Here is a 15,589-nt window from a genome sequence, read left to right on the forward strand (position 1 = left end):
GGAGCAATATGGCCATAACCGAGTATTTTGTCCGCTATTTGCAGCGCCGGGATCAACTCAGCGAACGCGACATCTCGCGGCTGCGGGCGATTCCGACCACGCATGTCGCGTTCCAACCCGGCGAGGTCATCGTCCCCGAAGGCCGGATGGCGTCGCGCAGCTGCATGATGCTGCGGGGCATGGCGGCGCGGCAGCATCATCTGGCCGACCGTCCGGGCGACCGGGTGATCACCGCGCTGCATGTGCCGGGCGATTTCGTCGATCTGCACGGTTTCGTGCTGGCCGGGCTGGAACATGAAGTCGTCTCGATGGGCGCCTCCGAGGTCGAGTTTGTCGAGCATGACGAACTGCGCGAGATTACCGAGAATTTTCCGCATCTGACCCGCCTGCTGTGGATGTCCACCGTGATCGACGCGGCGATCCACCGGCAATGGCTGGTCGCGGCGGCCTCATTGCGGTCCAGCGGGCATTTGGCGCATCTGCTGTGCGAGGTGTATACGCGGCTGATGACCGTGGGGGCGGCGCAGGACTATACCTTCACCATGCCGCTGCTGCAAAAAGAGCTGGCCGATATTCTGGGCTATACCCCCATCCACATCAACCGCGCGGTCCGCGATCTGCGCGACGGGCGGCTGATCCGCTGGACCGGGCAAGAGGTCAGGATTCTGGATTGGGCCGGGCTGGTGCGGATCGCGCGATTCGATCCGCATTATCTGGAGCTGGACAAGGTGCGGCGCTGATCACTGGCACAGCCGCCAGCCGCTGTCGCGCGCCTTGATGTCCAGATGCAGGTGGTCGTCATGCGCGGCATTCGCGCCGGGGCCCAGCACCGTGGTGAAATGCAGACAGGCCGCGCCGCGGATCGCGGCCTGAACCGCCTCGGCCATATCGCCCTTGCCGTCGCGCGGTTCGATGACAAACTGGCTGCCATCGCTGAAGGTCAGGGCCGAGACATCGAACGCATTGCCAAAGGCGTGTTCCGACAGGTTTTCGCCCTTGTCGCCCACCGTCACGCGGCATTGATAGGTGGACCCCGGCTGGATGCCCGAAAGCCGCGGCTGGCCCGGCAGCATCGAAAGCGCGGGCCGCACGGAATCGCGCAGCCAATGCGCCAGATGCCACGCCGTTTCGCACCGCATCAAGGCACCGCCGTTGATCTGCACTCCGGGCAGCGGGGCGCGCAGCATGATCGGACGGTCGATGCCGCAATCGCGGTGCTCGGGATCGGTCAGCGGCGCTTCGACGATGTAATCGGCACCCATGAGGCTGAGATCCAGCAGGCAGGCGGAAAAGGTGAAGTCATCCTCGCGCAGGGCCTGATGGATCGGGGGCGCCAGCGGCTGCTGCGGCGCGGGTTCGGCCGGATCGGTCGGCGAATAGCCCAGCGGAGGCGTCGTCGACAGGCCGGGCGGTGGCGCGGGCAAAGCCGCTGCGGCAGGCGGTTCCTGCGGCGCGGCTGCCTGTTCGGGCCGCAGATCCGGGCGTTCGGGCTGCATCGGGCGGGGGGCGGGTGGACCCGCGTCCTGCGCAGAGGCTGCGCCTGCACATGCCATCAGAAACAGAAACCCGATCAGCCGCATCCTATTGTCCTGACGCAGTTGGGGCGGGTGGCAGCGGTTGCGATGTCACCGGCATGTCCGAGGGATATTCAGGCTCATCCGCCGCCGGTGCTGCGGTTGCCGCCTGCGGTTCCTGCGCCTGTTGCGCGATCATCTCATCGGCAAGCGCCTCGGCCCGGGCCAGTGCCTCGCTCAGCGTTTCACCTTCCGGCGCCGGGCCGGGGGTAGGCAGGGTTTCGGCGGTCGGTGCGGGGGCCGCATCCGGCATCGGAGCCTGTGCCGCTGCCGCATCGGTCGCCGGAACCGCAGCAAGATCGGGGGTGACGGCGATTGCGGCGGCGCTGGTGGCCGCGCCGGCCTCGGCGGGCAGGGTTTCGACCGCCGCGCGGGCCAGCACCCCGGCCGAGCGGATCGGCGGGCGGCCCGAGGATATCACGTCCTGTGCCAGCACCTGCGCCGCCACGGGGGCGGCCTGATGCTGCGTGACATCCGCGATGCTGACGCCGGGGTCCAGAAACTCGACCGTGGTGACCTTGGCCTTGACCATATGCGCCAGTTCATAGGCGTCCCAATTCGTCAGGCGCACGCAGCCATGCGACTGGTTCACGAACAGGCGCGACGGGGTGGCCGTTCCGTGGATGCCGTAGGTCGGTTCGGACAGGTCGATCCAGACATTGCCGACAGGGCCGTTCGGGCCGGGGGGAACCACCAGAACGCGGTCGTTTTCGCCCTGCTTGAAATTCCGCTTGGGGTTATAGGTATAGGTCGGGTTCAGCGCCACCGCATTGACCACATGCGTCCCATGCGGCGAGGGCGTATCCGATGAGCCCACGGTCGCCGGGTAATCCGCGACCATATTGCCCCTTGCGTCATAGGCGGCGACGCGGCGGGTCTCTTTGTCCACGATGATGCGGGTGACGGTGGCGCGGATGGGTTTGGCGGGCTTCGTCACCACGATCGTCGTCCCCGGCGTGAACTCCAGTCCGGGGTTCAGCTTGGCCAGAAACTTGTCATCCATATGAAAGCGTTCGGCCAGCTTCTCCAGAATGCTGGTGTAACCCTGCGAGGTCATCGCTGCTTTCAGCGCGTAATCGGCGGGGATATTGTCCACCAGCCCCTGCGCGTCCTCCTCGGTGATGGTATAGGACATGGTCAGCGCCTCGGCCTCATAGCCATGCAGCAGATCCCAGACCACGAAATCCATCTGGCCGGTCATCGGCAGGCCCGCGCGGCGTTGGAACGCCTTGATGGCGCTTTCGCTCATGCCGCCGCGCCAGCCATCGACCACGCCCGGCGAGATGCCCGAGCGGTCCAGCAGGATCTGCACCTTGGCCGTCAGCGCCGACTGACCGGGCGGCAGATCGCCGCCCTGATAGGTCGCGGTCTCGATCTCGGCCGGAGAGATCGAGCCGGGCGCGCGGTTGGCCACGGGCTGATGCGGCAGGGTCGAAGGCGTGGTCCCTACAGCCGTCACCGCCGCTGCCGGATCGGCCGCCGCCTGCACGGGCAATGTCGCCGTCACCGCCGCCGCGCGGGCGGGCGGACGCGGTTGCGGGGCTGTCTGGGCCAGTGCCATGCCTGCAGGCAGGCCAAGCGCAGCCGATATCAACAGAAGGCGCGGAATCGCGCCGTCGAAAAATCTGCTCTGGGACATGCTCGTGGTCTTGCGTTGCTTATTATAAGTTTGTTCCAATTTTGCCCCGCGCGGGGCAGCAACGCAAGCGCAGGCAGAACAAATCGGCTTGAGAACGCCTACATCTCGCCTTCAAAGCGGTGGCTTGACGGGAAGTAACGGCGCGACAGCGACACCGGCATGTTGTTCAGCCATTCCAGCCGTTCAAGCTGCAGCACGGGTTCATCCGCCGCAATGCCCAAGGCCGCACCGATGAATTCCGCCTCGGCGCTGCACACGCCGATCGAGATGGTCGCGCGGTTCAGCGGCACATGACCCAGAAGCCATTCGCAGGCGCTGGTCTTGGCCAGCGTCTCGGCGTTCAGGCCGGGGGCGGCATAGGTGTTGGTCCAGCGTTCCTCGCAGCAATAGGGCGCGCCATCCGACAAGAACACACCGCGGTTGAACAGCAGCGTTTCCGAATTGCGCACCAGCATGTTGCGCGCCACATCCGCCGGCGGCGTGACCTCGGCGGATGACAGATAGCGGTAGCCATAGACGTGACCCGCCGCCTCCAGCTCGCGCCGCAGAAGCGAACGGACAAGCTGCACGCGCGGGTGATCGGCAACCCGCGTGCCGACCTTGCGGCGGCGTTCGATCACCCCGGTTTCGGCCAGCGCCTGCATGGCACGGTTGACGGTCGCGCGGGCGCAGCCCAGTTCGACTGCCAGATCGCATTCGGTGGGGATCAGTTCACCCTCGGGCCATGTGCCGTCCTGAATGCGGGACAGAACGATGTCCTGAACGGACTGCCACGTCATGCCCTTTCGCTTGGGCGCGATGCCGGACACATTGCTTGATGGCACGGAGGTCGGAGAAATAAGGGACATGAAACCTGAAATGGTCTGAAAAGAATGCTGAAAATCTGCTCGGGCGGGGAATGCAAGCGGACCGGGCACCAAAGGGCGCAAGCTCCGCAGCCGAACAGGCCATGGACATATTAAACCACTAAGTTCATTTTCTGCGACCTTCTGACGATGAAGGCAAGGACATTCCTGCGTTTATGCAGCAATCCGCCTGCCGAGTTGACAATCTGCCCGGTGGGGCAGATGGTCGCGGCCATTCTGCCAAGAGGTGTGCAAGTGTCGGATGCAACCGCATTCCGGGGGGGCAACCCTTCGACAACGGCATGGACTGTCCTGATCGCGATCAGCCTGTGCCACATGATCAATGATGTGATGCAATCCATGCTTGCGGCGATTTATCCGCTGCTGCAGCAGGAATTCTCGTTGTCATATTGGCAGATCGGTCTGATGACCTTCGCCTTTCAGGTGACGGCCTCGTTGCTGCAGCCGGTCGTCGGGGCGGTCACGGACAAAAACCCGATGCCGAAATCGCTGGCCTTTGGCATGGGGACGACGGTGGTGGGCGTCCTGATGCTGGCCTTGGCGCATGAATACTGGGTGCTGCTGATCGGAGCGATGCTGATCGGAATCGGCTCGGCGGTGTTTCACCCTGAAAGCTCGCGCGTGGCGCGGGTGGCATCGGGCGGGCGCTTCGGCACGGCGCAGTCGATCTTTCAGATGGGCGGGAATTTCGGCACCTCGCTTGGGCCGCTGCTGGCCGCCTTTATCGTCGTGCCGCTGGGGCGGCCCTCGATCGCGCTGTTTTCGGTGATGGCGATGGTCGGGTCGTGGATGCTGTGGCGCATCGGCGCATGGGCCGAGGGGCGGCGCAAATCGGGCGGTCCCAGCGCCAGCACCGCGCTGAAGCTGCCGCGCAACCGCGTCATCGCGGCCATCGTCATTCTGGCGCTGCTGACCTTCACCAAGAACATCTACACCGCCAGCATCTCAAGCTATTTCACCTTCTTCCTGATCGAGAAATTCGCCCTGACGACGCAGCAGGCGCAGCTGATGCTGTTTTTGTTCCTTGGCGGCATGGCGGGGGGCGTCATGCTGGGCGGGCTGCTTGGCGACAAGGTGGGGCCGCTGAAAGTGATCTGGTTCTCGATCCTTGGGATCCTGCCCTTTACGCTGGCGCTGCCCTATGCGGGGCTTGCGACGACGGGCGTGCTGGTGGTGGTGATCGGGCTGATCCTGGCCTCGGCCTTCCCGGCCATCGTGGTCTTTGCGCAAGAGCTGGTGCCGGGCCGGACCGGGCTGATCGCCGGCATCTTCTTCGGCTTTGCCTTCGGCATGGGCGGCATCGCCGCCGCCGTGCTGGGGGTCGTCGCCGATGCGAAGGGGATCGAATTCGTCTATCAGATCTGTTCCTATCTGCCGTTGATGGGGCTTTTGACGATTTTCCTGCCCCGCATGAACCGGGTCTGAGGGGACATGATGACGATCAAGGCAAGGCCGATCTCGGCCACGGAATTCGCGCCCTTTGGCGAGGTCCTGCAGCCGCGCGACGCGCCGACGAAGATGATCAATGCGGGCCGCTGCGAACGGCATCACGCGCTGGCCACCGTGCAGCGGTTCGACGGCGAGGCGATCATTTCGATCTTTCGGTCGCAACCGGTCAGCCTGCCCTATGACTGCGCGCTGCTTGAGCGGCATCCGCTGGGCTCGCAGGCCTTTGTGCCGCTGGGGCCGGATCCGTGGCTCTCGGTCGTGGCGCCTGATGCGGGCGGCAAGCCCGGCGCGCCGCTGGCCTTCATCGTGCCGGCGGGTGTCGGGGTGAACCTGCACGCGGGCGTCTGGCACGGCGTTCTGACGCCTCTGGACCGTGCCGCCGATTTCCTTGTCGTCGACCGCGAAGGTGGCGGCGTGAACCTTGAGGAAGTCACCATCGCCCCGGTGACGATCACCGCATGACCGGCCCCGATTACAGCTTCGAGGAGGCCGCGATCCTGTCCGGCGCCCGCTTTGTCGCAGGTGTGGATGAGGTGGGGCGCGGCCCGCTGGCCGGTCCCGTGACGGCGGCGGCGGTGATTATCGACCTGTCCTGTGTCCCGCAGGGGCTGAACGATTCAAAGAAGCTGACCGCCCTGCGCCGCACTGCGCTGGCCGATCAGATCATGGCCAGTTGCGACTGGGCCATAGGTCACGCCAGCGTCGAAGAGATCGACAGCCTGAACATCCTGCGCGCCTCGCATCTGGCGATGTGCCGCGCCATTGCCGGGCTGCGCCAGCGGCCCTGCCATGTGCTGATCGACGGCAATATGCTGCCGCGCGATCTGGACCTGCCGGGGCAGGCGGTCGTCAAGGGCGATGCGCGCAGCCTGTCCATCGCCGCGGCCTCGATCATCGCCAAGATGGTGCGCGACCGGATCATGGTGGATTTGGCGCAACAGCATCCCGGATATGGCTGGGACGTTAACGCAGGTTACCCGACGCCCGCGCATAAGCGCGCGCTTCTAGATCTGGGGATAACCCCATATCATAGGCGCAGCTTTGCGCCGGTCCACAATATCTTGTGTAAACCCCAAACAGCAAGCTGTTGATTCAATAAAGAAATTGACGGCGATTCGGCTCTGAATCATCATTGGGGCAATCAAATCGGCGACCAAACAGCCGAAAATCCCCGAGGCAGTGATGACCAGATCCGACATGAAATCCCGCGCGGCTGCGCGACCGCTTCCGCTTAACCAGATCCTGGCCGGTGACTGCATCGAGGTCATGAACGCGCTGCCCGAAAACAGCGTCGATCTGATTTTTGCCGACCCGCCCTATAATCTGCAGCTGAAGGGCGAATTGCACCGCCCCGATAACAGCCGTGTCGATGCGGTGGACGATCATTGGGACCAGTTTTCCGGCTTTGCGGCCTATGACAAATTCACCCGCGAATGGATGGCTGCGGCGCGCCGGATCCTGAAACCCGATGGCGCGATCTGGGTGATCGGCTCGTATCACAACATTTTCCGCGTGGGTGCCGAGCTGCAAAATCAGGGCTTCTGGATCCTGAACGATGTGGTGTGGCGCAAGTCGAATCCGATGCCGAACTTTCGCGGCAAGCGCCTGACGAATGCCCATGAAACCATGATCTGGGCCAGCAAATCCGAGGCGGCGAAATACACCTTCAACTATGAGGCGCTGAAATCGCTGAACGAAGGCGTGCAGATGCGCTCGGACTGGGTGCTGCCGATCTGCACCGGCGGCGAGCGGCTGAAGGATGCCGAGGGTGCAAAGGCGCATCCGACGCAAAAGCCGGAATCGCTGCTGCACCGGATCATCGTCGGCTCGACCAATCCCGGCGACGTGGTGCTGGACCCGTTCTTCGGCACCGGCACCACCGGCGCGGTCGCCAAGATGCTGGGCCGCGACTTCATCGGTATCGAACGCGAGGCCGCCTATCGCGAGGTCGCCGAGAAACGGCTGAGCCGCGTGCGCAAATTCGACAGCGAAGCCATCGCGACGATCAAGCCCAAGCGCGCCGAACCCCGCGTGCCCTTTGGTCAGGTCATCGAACGCGGCATGTTGCGCCCCGGCGAAGAGCTGTATTCCATGAACAACCGCCACAAGGCCAAGGTGCGCGCCGATGGCAGCCTGATCGGCAATGACGTGAAGGGCTCGATCCATCAGGTCGGGGCGGCGCTGGAAGGCGCGCCCAGCTGCAACGGCTGGACCTACTGGCATTTCCGGCGCGAGGGGCGGATGGTCCCCATCGACATTCTGCGCCAGCAGATCCGCGCCGAGATGGAGGCCGACGAAGGCCGCCCCAACTGAGTTTTTCCGGTTCGCCAAGTCCCGAAGTTCCGCAAGCTCTGGTGCGGCCGGGACCGCCTTGCCCCGCCCGGTTCTGCCGGTCGGGGCCTTTTCATATGAAATTCAATGTGAAATCATCCGGGTCATGACACATCCCTATGTTGATCTGCCAAAGACCGCCTTTTGGCGCAGCGGCGTGGCCGAGGCGGGCCATGACGGGCTGGTCGACATCTTCCGCCCCGCCTTCGATCTGCCCCGCGATGCCGCCATTGCAACCGCAGGCAGTTGTTTCGCCCAGCATGTCGGGCGGGCGCTGCGCGAGGCGGGCATGACGGTGCTGGATGCCGAGCCGCCGCCGCCGGGCTGCATGGCCGCCACTGCCCGGCGCTTCGGCTATCGCATCTATTCCGCGCGTTACGGCAATATCTACACCACGCGGCAATTGCTGCAATTGGTGCAGGACGCGCTGGCGGATCATGTGGACGCGCAGGACATCTGGGAAAAGGACGGTCGCTTTTACGACGCGCTGCGCCCCACGGTTGAACCCGAGGGCCTGTCATCGCTGGCCGAGGCCATCGCGCTGCGCCATGCCCATCTGGCGGCGGTGCGGTCGCTGTTTTCGCGCTGTTCGCATTTCATCTTTACGCTGGGTCTGACCGAGACATGGGCGCATCGCCAGACGGGCCGGGTCTGGCCGACCTGTCCCGGCACGGTCGCGGGCCGGTTCGATGACAGCCAGCACGGCTTTCTGAACCTTGGCGTTTCCGACGTGCTGGCCGATCTGGCGGCGATCCGCACCCTGCTGCAGCAGATCCGCCCGCAGATGCGCATCATCCTGACCGTCTCGCCGGTGCCGCTGACCGCGACCGCCTCGGGCGGGCATGTGCTGGCGGCGACGACACGATCGAAATCCGTGCTGCGCGCCGCGGCCGATGAATTCGCCGCGGCCCATGCGGATGTGGATTATTTTCCGTCCTATGAGATCGTGACCAATCCCGCCGCGCGCGGCGCGTTCTTTCAGCCCAATCTGCGCGAGGTGACGGCACAGGGGGTGAATGTGGTGATGCGCACATTTCTGGCCGCCTATGGTCTGGCCGCGATGCCCGCGCCCAGAACGCAGACCGTGGCACCTTCGACCGACCCCGCCGAGGATGTGGTCTGCGAAGAAATCCTGCTGGACGCATTCCGCAAATGACCGCGCCCAAGCTGCTGATTCTGGGAAATTCGCACACGGCGGCCAGCCGCGTTGCGCTGCGTGACGATCCCGAGCGCTGGCCGGGCTTTTGCCCCGATGTCTTTGCCATGCCCGGCGAAACGCTGGCCGATCTTGACCTGCAAGACGGCGCGCTGCACCCGCCCAATGCCGAGATCGCGCAAAAGATGCGGTTCTACAACCAGACCGACCGCTTTTCGCTGACGGGCTATGACGCGTTCGTGCTGATCGGCGGGCTGTCGGTCAACGCGGTGTCGGCCTTGCAGGATCGCCATCGCAGCGTCGATTTTCCATCGGTCGCGGCGGGGCAGGACTGCTGCCTTGTCTCCTCGGGGCTGATCGACGCGCTGATCGCCGACCGGATCGAGGCTTCGCCTGCGCTGCGCATCTTGCGCAAGCTGGCCGGGTTGTCGGCGCGGCCGGTCCTGTTCATCGATCAGGTTCTGCCCTCGTCCGATTGCCGGGACGATCCGCAAAGGTTCGCGGGCTATGTCGCGATGGTGGCGCGCGGCGATGGCATGGCGTTTCGCGACCGCTATCTGCGGGTGCTTCACAGGGTTCTGGGAGGCGATGCCATCCATCTGCCGCAGCCAGCCCAGACCATTGCGGATGGGGTCTTTTCCGCGCCGGAATGGATGCGCGGCTCGGTGCGGATGAACCCGCGCCGCGATGTCTTGCATGAGGTCGCCGAACACGGCCACGCCAATGCCGCATATGGGGCCTTGCAGGTCGATCAGATCCTGCGGGCGCTATAGCGCGTTGCGCGGCATCGGCAGATCGCCGCGATTATAAGGCTTCCAATCCTCGATCTCGGGATAGAATTGCCGCCGCCATGCCCGCACACGCGGGTTCATGCGCCGCCGCCACAGGGGCGGCACCATGGCCAGAAAGGTCATCGCCGGATAGCCCATCGGCAATTGCGGCGCTTCCTCGGCGGAATAGGTCTGCAGCAGCGGAAAGCGCCGGTCGGGCTTGTAATGATGGTCGGAATGGCGCTGCAGATTGATCAGCAGCCAGTTCGTCGCGGTATGCGAACTGTTCCAGCTGTGGCGCGGCAGCACATGTTCATAGCGGCCATCGCCCAGATGCTTGCGGGTCAGCCCGTAATGTTCGACATAATTCGTCAGCTCAAGCTGCCAGATGGCCACGAAAGCCTGCCACAGAAACAGCCCCAGCCCCCACCAGCCGCCCAAAGCCAAAGCCAGCGCCAGCATTCCCAGTTGCAGCGCGGCGTAGCGCCAGAACGGGTTGCGCCGGTCGAAGACCGACCGCTTGGCGCGGGCCAGCCGCTTGGCCTCGGCCTGCCAGGCGCTGGTCGGGCAATCGACCAGAACGCGCAGGAAGAAGCGGAAAAACCCTTCGTTATAGCGCGCCGAGACCGCATCGCGGGGCGTTGCCACCCATGAATGATGCACCAGCAGATGTTCGGTGCGAAAGTGCGAATACAGCGTCGAGGCCAGCAGCAGATCGCCCAGCCAGCGCTCGACCGGGTTTTTCTGGTGCAAAAGCTCATGGGCATAGACGATGCCGATGGTCCCCGAGGCGACGCCGATGCCGAAGAACAGACCGAGGCTTTCCCAGCCGGTCATCCCGCCGCGTGTCGCCCACCAGATACCGCCAAAGATCATCGCGGCCTGCATGGGAAACCACAGGATGGTGATGGCGCGATACCAGAAAAGCTGCGCCTCGGGCGTTTCGGTATCTGGGTTTTCTTCGTTCAGGCCCAGGACGCTGTCCAGCACCGTCATCAGATACCACGCATAGACCGGCATCAGCACGAACCACCAGCCGCCAAAGCGGGCGGCGATCAGGGCCAGCGGCACCATCCCAAGCGAAAGCCAGAAGGGCAGCGCGTCGATCATACGGGGACGAGAGGAAGCGGTCATGTCTCAACTATGGCGGGTTTTTACCGGGCTTGCCAGCGCGGCGCATGGTCGCGGCAGGGCGGGCGGTTTCGGGCTGTGCAAGGTCGGGTTTGGCAAGCGACCATGCCTTGCGCATCAGGCCGGGCAGGGCGCTGGGGCTGAACTCGCGCAGCGCCAGCAGATTGCCGCGTTCCGGGTTCGCGGTCAACTGCCCGGACAGCACCGTCAGATCCAGCGTGAAATGCGTGAAGACATGGCGCACGACGCCCATGTCCCGCCAGTCCCCGCCCGCAGGCGCCTCCATGTCCGAGCCGTCCCAGCCGGTCGAGGGAAATGCCAGCGTGCCGCCCAGCAGGCCCTTGTCCGGGCGGGTCTCGACCAGAACGCGATCACCGGCAAAGCCGATCCAGACCGTGCCGAAGCGCTGCGGCTTGGCCTTCTTGGGCAGTTTGCGGGGCAGGTCGGCTGCGATGCCCTGCGCACGGGCGGCGCATTCGTCAAGGATCGGGCAGATGCCACAGGCCGGGCTGCGCGGTGTGCAGATCGTCGCGCCCAGATCCATCATCGCCTGCGCGAAATCTCCGGGCCGCTGATCGGGGGTCAGCAGCGTGGCCAGCCGCACCAGTTCGGGCTTGGCGGCAGGCAGCGGCGTTTCCACAGCAAACAGGCGCGACACCACGCGTTCGACATTGCCATCGACCACGGTTTCCGCCCGCCCAAAGGCAATCGCTGCAATCGCGGCCGAGGTATAGGGCCCGATCCCCGGCAATGCCCCCAGCCCCTCGCGCGTGTCGGGAAACCCGCCCATGGCCGACACGGCGCGCGCGCAGGCCAGCAGGTTGCGGGCGCGGGCATAGTAACCAAGCCCGGCCCATTCCCCCATCACCTGCGCATCGGGCGCGGCGGCAAGGTCATGGACCGTGGGCCAGAGCGAGGTGAAGCGCTGGAAATAGGACTTGACCGCCGCAACCGTGGTCTGCTGCAGCATCACCTCGGACAGCCAGACGCGATAGGGATCGGCCTGACCCTGCGGCACCCGCCATGGCAGGCTGCGGGCATGGCGGTCATACCAATGCAGCAGCCGGGCGCCTATCACCCCGAAGTCACGCAATTTTCAGTCTCTCCGCTCTGGCATCCGGGCGTGGCAGGGTCCACACTGCACGCCAGACAACCATATGGTCACTTCATGGCCCCAAGGAAACCCGATACCCCGCCGCGCCGCCGGATGCGCGGATTCGAGGCAGCCTCGTCGCTGGTCGCGCATCGGATCCGTTCGGTGGGCGAAACGCGAGGCTTTGCCGTGGCGCGGCTGCTGACCAACTGGGCCGAGGTGGTGGGCGCCGACATCGCCGCCCATGCCCGCCCGGTCAAGATCAGCCATGGCAAGGGCTTCGGGGCCACGCTGACCCTGCTGGTCGATGGCGCGCGCGCGCCCTTGCTGAACATGCAGCGCGACAAGATCCGCGACCGGGTGAATGCCTGCTATGGCTTCAACGCCGTTTCGCGGGTGACGCTGACCCAGACCGCGCCCACCGGCTTTGCCGAAGGCGGCGGCTTCGTGCAGACGGGCTTTGCCGAAGAGCAGGCGGGTTTCGCCACAGCCCCCCGCCGCCCGCGCAACCCAGATCCGCAAACTCATGCCGCAGCCGATGCCGTGGCGCAGGGCTTTGACGATCCGCAACTGTCTGCCGCCATGCGCCAGATGGCTTTGAACATCCTGTCCCGCCGGGACACCAACGACCGAAAGGCCAATCCATGACCATTTCCCGCCGCCTTCTGATCGCCGCCGCCACGGCTGCGGTCTCAGTCGCCGCATTCCAGCCCGCGCTGGCGCAAGAGGCCGCCCCGACCGAGCAGGCCCAGACGCAGGAACAGATGCCCGAAGGCAAGATCCTGCCCGATATCGTGCTGGGTCAGGACAGCGCGCCGGTGACGATGGTGGAATATGCCAGCTTCACCTGTCCGCATTGCGCGGCTTTCCACAACGAAAACCTGCCCAAGCTGAAGGCCGAATATATCGACACCGGCAAGATCAAGTTCATCCAGCGCGATGTCTATTTCGACGCCGTGGGCCTGTGGGCCGGGATCCTTGCGCGCTGCGGCGGGGATGAGAAATATTACCCCGTCTCGGACATGCTGTTCGAGGAGCAGAAGACCTGGCTGGACGCCAAATCCGGCGATGATATCGCGGCCAACCTGCGCAAGATCGGCGCGAAGGCCGGCATGACGACCGAGCAGATGGATGCCTGCTGGGCCGACAAGCAGAAGGTGGCCGATCTGGTCGCGACCTTCCAGAAGAACGCGACCGCCGACAATGTCGAGGGCACGCCCAGCTTCGTGATCGGTGGCGAAAAGGTGCAGAACCAGCCATGGGATGCGATGAAAAAGATCATCGACGCCAAGATCGCCGAGGCTGAAAAGCAGGGCTGAGGCCTTTCGCGCCGTCCCCGCCATGGGGCGGCGCTACAATCCCAGCGCGGTCAGACGATCATCCAGCGCCGCGCTGTCATGCAGCTCCAGCCGCACCGGCAGCGTCAGCACCTTGGCGCGAAAGCTGCGGGGCAGGCGGGCGGCATCCTTTTCGGTCGTGACCAGTTGCGCACCCGCAAGGCGCGCCTCGGTCTCCAGCCGGGTCAGCAGGGCGGGGGTGAAGGGCTGGTGGTCCTCCAGCGCCTCGGCCCGGGCGATCTGAGCGTCCAGACCACGCAGCGTGTCAAAGAATTTCTCGGGATGGCCGATGCCGGCAAAGGCCAGAACGCGCAGGTCGTGCCAGTCCATGCCGGTTTGCAGCGGGCGCAGTTCCGCCGTCAGATGCGGCAGCGACAGCGCGGGATGTGCGGCCGCAAAACTGGCCTGCGCCTGAGCCGGGCCGATGGACAGCAGCATGTCGGCCCGCGCCAACCCCACCGCGACGGGTTCGCGCAAGGGGCCTGCGGGCAGGCACAGCCCGTTGCCGAAGCCCTTGGCCGCATCCACCACGACCAGCGCCAGATCATGCGCCAGCGCGGGATCCTGAAAGCCGTCATCCAGCAGGATCGCCTGTGCGCCCGACGCCATCGCCGCCTGCGCCCCCGCCACCCGGTCATCCGCGACCCAGACCGGCGCAAAGGCCGCCATCAGCAGCGGCTCATCCCCGACCTCAGCGGCGGTATGCGTCGCGTCAAGCACGCGCAGCGGCCCCTTTTCGGATCCGCCATACCCGCGCGAGACGATATGCACCGCCACGCCGCGCGCCAGCAGGCGCTGCGCCAGCATGATCGTGCTGGGCGTCTTGCCCGTGCCGCCGGCATTGATATTGCCGACACAGATCACCGGAACGCCAAGCCTGATGCGACGGCCATGTGCCAGCCGCCGCGCGGTTCCTGCGGCGTAAAGCGCGCCCAAGGGCGACAGCATCCGGGCCTGCAAGCCGGGCGGGCGGAACCAGAAATCGGGGGCGCGGCGGCTCATGCGGCGGCGGCCTCCATCGTGTCGATCACCGTGTCGGCGATCCTGCGCAGGACAGCCGCGCCGCCGGTGCTGACGGCCCATGCGCTTTCGGCCAGCAGCGCGGCCTGATCGGGCGCAGATAGATCGGCCACAGCCGCCGTCAGCGCCTCGGGGCCGGTGACCAGCCGCGCGGCGGTCGCGCCGTCAAGCTGCACCCATTCGGCGCCAAACGATCCGGGAAGCGGGCCGTGGATGATCGCAGATCCCAGCGCCGCAGGCTCGAACGGATGGCGCGGCTCAAGGCCGGGGCCGGGGATCAGCGTGCCGCCCATGAAACAGACCGGAGCCAGCCGATACCACAGCCCCATCTCATAGGGATCCTCGGCAATCAGCACATGGTCGTCCGCCTCGGGGTCGTAATCTTCTGATCGCGAGATGCCCGCAAGGCCAAGCGCCTCGATCTCGGCATTGATCTCGGGCAGCATGTCTTCGGGCAGCCCGGCAAGGATCAGCAGCGCGCGGTGATTGTGGTGCAGGGCGGATTGATGCGCGGCCAGCGCCGCCTTCGCCTCGGGCAGGGTGGGGGCGGCGGCCAGCCAGACATGACGGCCACGCAGGATCTGGGCCAGCGCCGCGCGCTCGGCCTCATTGGCGGAAAGCGGGGGGCGGGTATCGGCGACAGGCCCGGTCAGTTCGATCCGGTCGGCGCGGGCCCCCAGCTGGCGGGCCGCCGCCGCGGCGGTCAGGTCGGGGGCCAGAATGCGGTCGATGCGCGACATCAGCCCGCGATTGATCGCCCCGCGCCACGCGCCCGCGCGGCTATAGGCGGTCAGCCGCGCTTCGCTGAGGATGATGGGCCGATGCTGATCTGCCATCGTCATCATCAGGGCTGCGGGCAGTTGATCGCCCATCAGCAGCAGGCCGCGCGGTGCGAGCGTCGCGACCATCTGCTGGGCGGTCGCAAGATCGCGCGGCGTTTCGACCTGAACCGAGCGGAAGGTGGCCGACAGCAGTTCCTCGGGTGCGGGGGCGCCCATAAAGGCGAAACGCAGCAGCGGCCGGCGCGACAGCATCGCCTTGATCAGCGCCGCGACCGGCGGCGGATCGTCCGAGCGTTCGGACAGATGCACAAGCACCAGAGGTCCATCGCCCGGCGGTGGCACCAGTTCGGCACCGGGCGGCTGCGTCAGCGCCGCCCGCCTGCGCAGGTGCAGCCAAAGCGCCAGCGATGATGTGGCCTGTCCTGCCGGTGGCATGGGCGT

The 15,589-nt window shown here is 65.7% G+C and carries 16 protein-coding genes; 9 read left to right on the forward strand and 7 right to left on the reverse strand.

The genetic code is table 11. The features are described 5' to 3' along the window. Positions 1-8: 8 nt before the first annotated feature. The gene (locus tag GL284_RS03220) at positions 9-740 is read left to right on the forward strand and encodes a Crp/Fnr family transcriptional regulator (RefSeq protein ID WP_155043201.1); all 732 of its coding nucleotides are present in this window, start codon (positions 9-11) and stop codon (positions 738-740) included. Here the strand turns inward: GL284_RS03220 and GL284_RS03225 are convergent, their stop codons facing one another. From GL284_RS03225 to GL284_RS03235, 3 genes are all read right to left on the reverse strand, one after another. Continuing rightward, positions 741-1,580, reverse strand: a complete 840-nt coding sequence (locus GL284_RS03225) for an extensin-like domain-containing protein (protein WP_155043202.1) — start codon at positions 1,578-1,580, stop codon at positions 741-743. A 1-nt stretch (position 1,581) separates the two neighbouring features. After that, positions 1,582-3,213 (reverse strand): L,D-transpeptidase family protein, encoded by a 1,632-nt coding sequence (locus tag GL284_RS03230; protein ID WP_230382956.1) that lies wholly within the window; start codon positions 3,211-3,213, stop codon positions 1,582-1,584. Positions 3,214-3,311: 98 nt separating this feature from the next. Then, positions 3,312-3,992 carry a GntR family transcriptional regulator gene (locus GL284_RS03235; RefSeq protein ID WP_230382957.1) on the reverse strand — a complete coding sequence of 227 codons (681 nt, stop codon included), beginning with the start codon at positions 3,990-3,992 and terminating at the stop codon, positions 3,312-3,314. Positions 3,993-4,280: 288 nt separating this feature from the next. Here GL284_RS03235 and GL284_RS03240 point away from each other — a divergent pair, with 288 nt between their 5' ends. The 6 genes from GL284_RS03240 to GL284_RS03265 all read left to right on the forward strand — a co-directional run bounded on the left by GL284_RS03240 (position 4,281) and on the right by GL284_RS03265 (position 9,788). After that, a complete protein-coding gene (locus tag GL284_RS03240) occupies positions 4,281-5,504 on the forward strand; it encodes an MFS transporter (protein WP_155043204.1) in 1,224 nt (407 codons plus the stop codon). Positions 5,505-5,510: 6 nt separating this feature from the next. Continuing rightward, on the forward strand, positions 5,511-5,990 hold the full coding sequence (locus GL284_RS03245) for an ureidoglycolate lyase (protein ID WP_155043205.1): 480 nt from the start codon (positions 5,511-5,513) through the stop codon (positions 5,988-5,990). Then, positions 5,987-6,619 carry a ribonuclease HII gene (locus tag GL284_RS03250; protein ID WP_155043206.1) on the forward strand — a complete coding sequence of 211 codons (633 nt, stop codon included), beginning with the start codon at positions 5,987-5,989 and terminating at the stop codon, positions 6,617-6,619. The genes GL284_RS03245 and GL284_RS03250 overlap by 4 nt, the downstream gene beginning before the upstream one ends. A 91-nt stretch (positions 6,620-6,710) precedes the next feature. Further along, positions 6,711-7,841 (forward strand): site-specific DNA-methyltransferase, encoded by a 1,131-nt coding sequence (locus GL284_RS03255; protein WP_196216731.1) that lies wholly within the window; start codon positions 6,711-6,713, stop codon positions 7,839-7,841. Between the two features lie 124 nt (positions 7,842-7,965). Then, a complete protein-coding gene (locus GL284_RS03260; RefSeq protein WP_155043207.1) occupies positions 7,966-9,015 on the forward strand; it encodes a GSCFA domain-containing protein in 1,050 nt (349 codons plus the stop codon). After that, positions 9,012-9,788 (forward strand): hypothetical protein, encoded by a 777-nt coding sequence (locus GL284_RS03265; protein ID WP_155043208.1) that lies wholly within the window; start codon positions 9,012-9,014, stop codon positions 9,786-9,788. Before GL284_RS03260 ends, GL284_RS03265 begins: the two co-directional genes overlap by 4 nt. On the opposite strand, the gene GL284_RS03270 is transcribed toward GL284_RS03265, so the two are convergent. Together GL284_RS03270 and GL284_RS03275 are read right to left on the reverse strand one after the other, a co-directional pair. After that, positions 9,783-10,919, reverse strand: a complete 1,137-nt coding sequence (locus tag GL284_RS03270) for an alkane 1-monooxygenase (RefSeq protein WP_155043209.1) — start codon at positions 10,917-10,919, stop codon at positions 9,783-9,785. The genes GL284_RS03265 and GL284_RS03270 overlap by 6 nt on opposite strands. 7 nt (positions 10,920-10,926) lie before the next feature. Next, entirely contained in the window at positions 10,927-12,009 is a 1,083-nt protein-coding gene (locus GL284_RS03275) for an A/G-specific adenine glycosylase (RefSeq protein ID WP_155043210.1), read from the reverse strand. A 75-nt stretch (positions 12,010-12,084) separates the two neighbouring features. Here GL284_RS03275 and GL284_RS03280 point away from each other — a divergent pair, with 75 nt between their 5' ends. After that, a complete protein-coding gene (locus tag GL284_RS03280) occupies positions 12,085-12,657 on the forward strand; it encodes a DUF721 domain-containing protein (RefSeq protein WP_230382959.1) in 573 nt (190 codons plus the stop codon). After that, complete coding sequence (locus GL284_RS03285; RefSeq protein ID WP_155043211.1) at positions 12,654-13,328, forward strand: DsbA family protein; 675 nt, start codon at positions 12,654-12,656, stop codon at positions 13,326-13,328. Before GL284_RS03280 ends, GL284_RS03285 begins: the two co-directional genes overlap by 4 nt. 33 nt (positions 13,329-13,361) lie before the next feature. Here the strand turns inward: GL284_RS03285 and lpxK are convergent, their stop codons facing one another. Both lpxK and GL284_RS03295 read right to left on the reverse strand, forming a co-directional pair. Beyond that, positions 13,362-14,348, reverse strand: a complete 987-nt coding sequence (lpxK, locus tag GL284_RS03290; protein ID WP_155043212.1) for a tetraacyldisaccharide 4'-kinase — start codon at positions 14,346-14,348, stop codon at positions 13,362-13,364. Then, entirely contained in the window at positions 14,345-15,583 is a 1,239-nt protein-coding gene (locus GL284_RS03295; protein WP_155043213.1) for a glycosyltransferase N-terminal domain-containing protein, read from the reverse strand. Before GL284_RS03295 ends, lpxK begins: the two co-directional genes overlap by 4 nt. Between the last annotated feature and the right edge of the window lie 6 nt (positions 15,584-15,589).

Origin of the sequence: Paracoccus shanxieyensis, from assembly GCF_009711265.1 — a bacterium.
Taxonomy (GTDB): Bacteria; Pseudomonadota; Alphaproteobacteria; order Rhodobacterales; family Rhodobacteraceae; genus Paracoccus; species Paracoccus shanxieyensis.

Bases quoted from the DNA above. Each gene is read 5' to 3' on its own strand.
- GL284_RS03250 (WP_155043206.1), top strand. From the start codon at position 5,987: ATGACCGGCCCCGATTACAGCTTCGAGGAGGCCGCGATCCTGTCCGGC.
- GL284_RS03230 (WP_230382956.1), bottom strand. From the start codon at position 3,213: ATGTCCCAGAGCAGATTTTTCGACGGCGCGATTCCGCGCCTTCTGTTG.
- GL284_RS03240 (WP_155043204.1), top strand. From the start codon at position 4,281: ATGGTCGCGGCCATTCTGCCAAGAGGTGTGCAAGTGTCGGATGCAACC.
- GL284_RS03280 (WP_230382959.1), top strand. From the start codon at position 12,085: ATGGCCCCAAGGAAACCCGATACCCCGCCGCGCCGCCGGATGCGCGGA.
- lpxK (WP_155043212.1), bottom strand. From the start codon at position 14,348: ATGAGCCGCCGCGCCCCCGATTTCTGGTTCCGCCCGCCCGGCTTGCAG.
- GL284_RS03220 (WP_155043201.1), top strand. From the start codon at position 9: ATGGCCATAACCGAGTATTTTGTCCGCTATTTGCAGCGCCGGGATCAA.
- GL284_RS03235 (WP_230382957.1), bottom strand. From the start codon at position 3,992: ATGACGTGGCAGTCCGTTCAGGACATCGTTCTGTCCCGCATTCAGGAC.
- GL284_RS03265 (WP_155043208.1), top strand. From the start codon at position 9,012: ATGACCGCGCCCAAGCTGCTGATTCTGGGAAATTCGCACACGGCGGCC.
- GL284_RS03285 (WP_155043211.1), top strand. From the start codon at position 12,654: ATGACCATTTCCCGCCGCCTTCTGATCGCCGCCGCCACGGCTGCGGTC.
- GL284_RS03225 (WP_155043202.1), bottom strand. From the start codon at position 1,580: ATGCGGCTGATCGGGTTTCTGTTTCTGATGGCATGTGCAGGCGCAGCC.
- GL284_RS03260 (WP_155043207.1), top strand. From the start codon at position 7,966: ATGACACATCCCTATGTTGATCTGCCAAAGACCGCCTTTTGGCGCAGC.
- GL284_RS03245 (WP_155043205.1), top strand. From the start codon at position 5,511: ATGATGACGATCAAGGCAAGGCCGATCTCGGCCACGGAATTCGCGCCC.
- GL284_RS03270 (WP_155043209.1), bottom strand. From the start codon at position 10,919: ATGACCGCTTCCTCTCGTCCCCGTATGATCGACGCGCTGCCCTTCTGG.
- GL284_RS03295 (WP_155043213.1), bottom strand. From the start codon at position 15,583: ATGCCACCGGCAGGACAGGCCACATCATCGCTGGCGCTTTGGCTGCAC.
- GL284_RS03255 (WP_196216731.1), top strand. From the start codon at position 6,711: ATGACCAGATCCGACATGAAATCCCGCGCGGCTGCGCGACCGCTTCCG.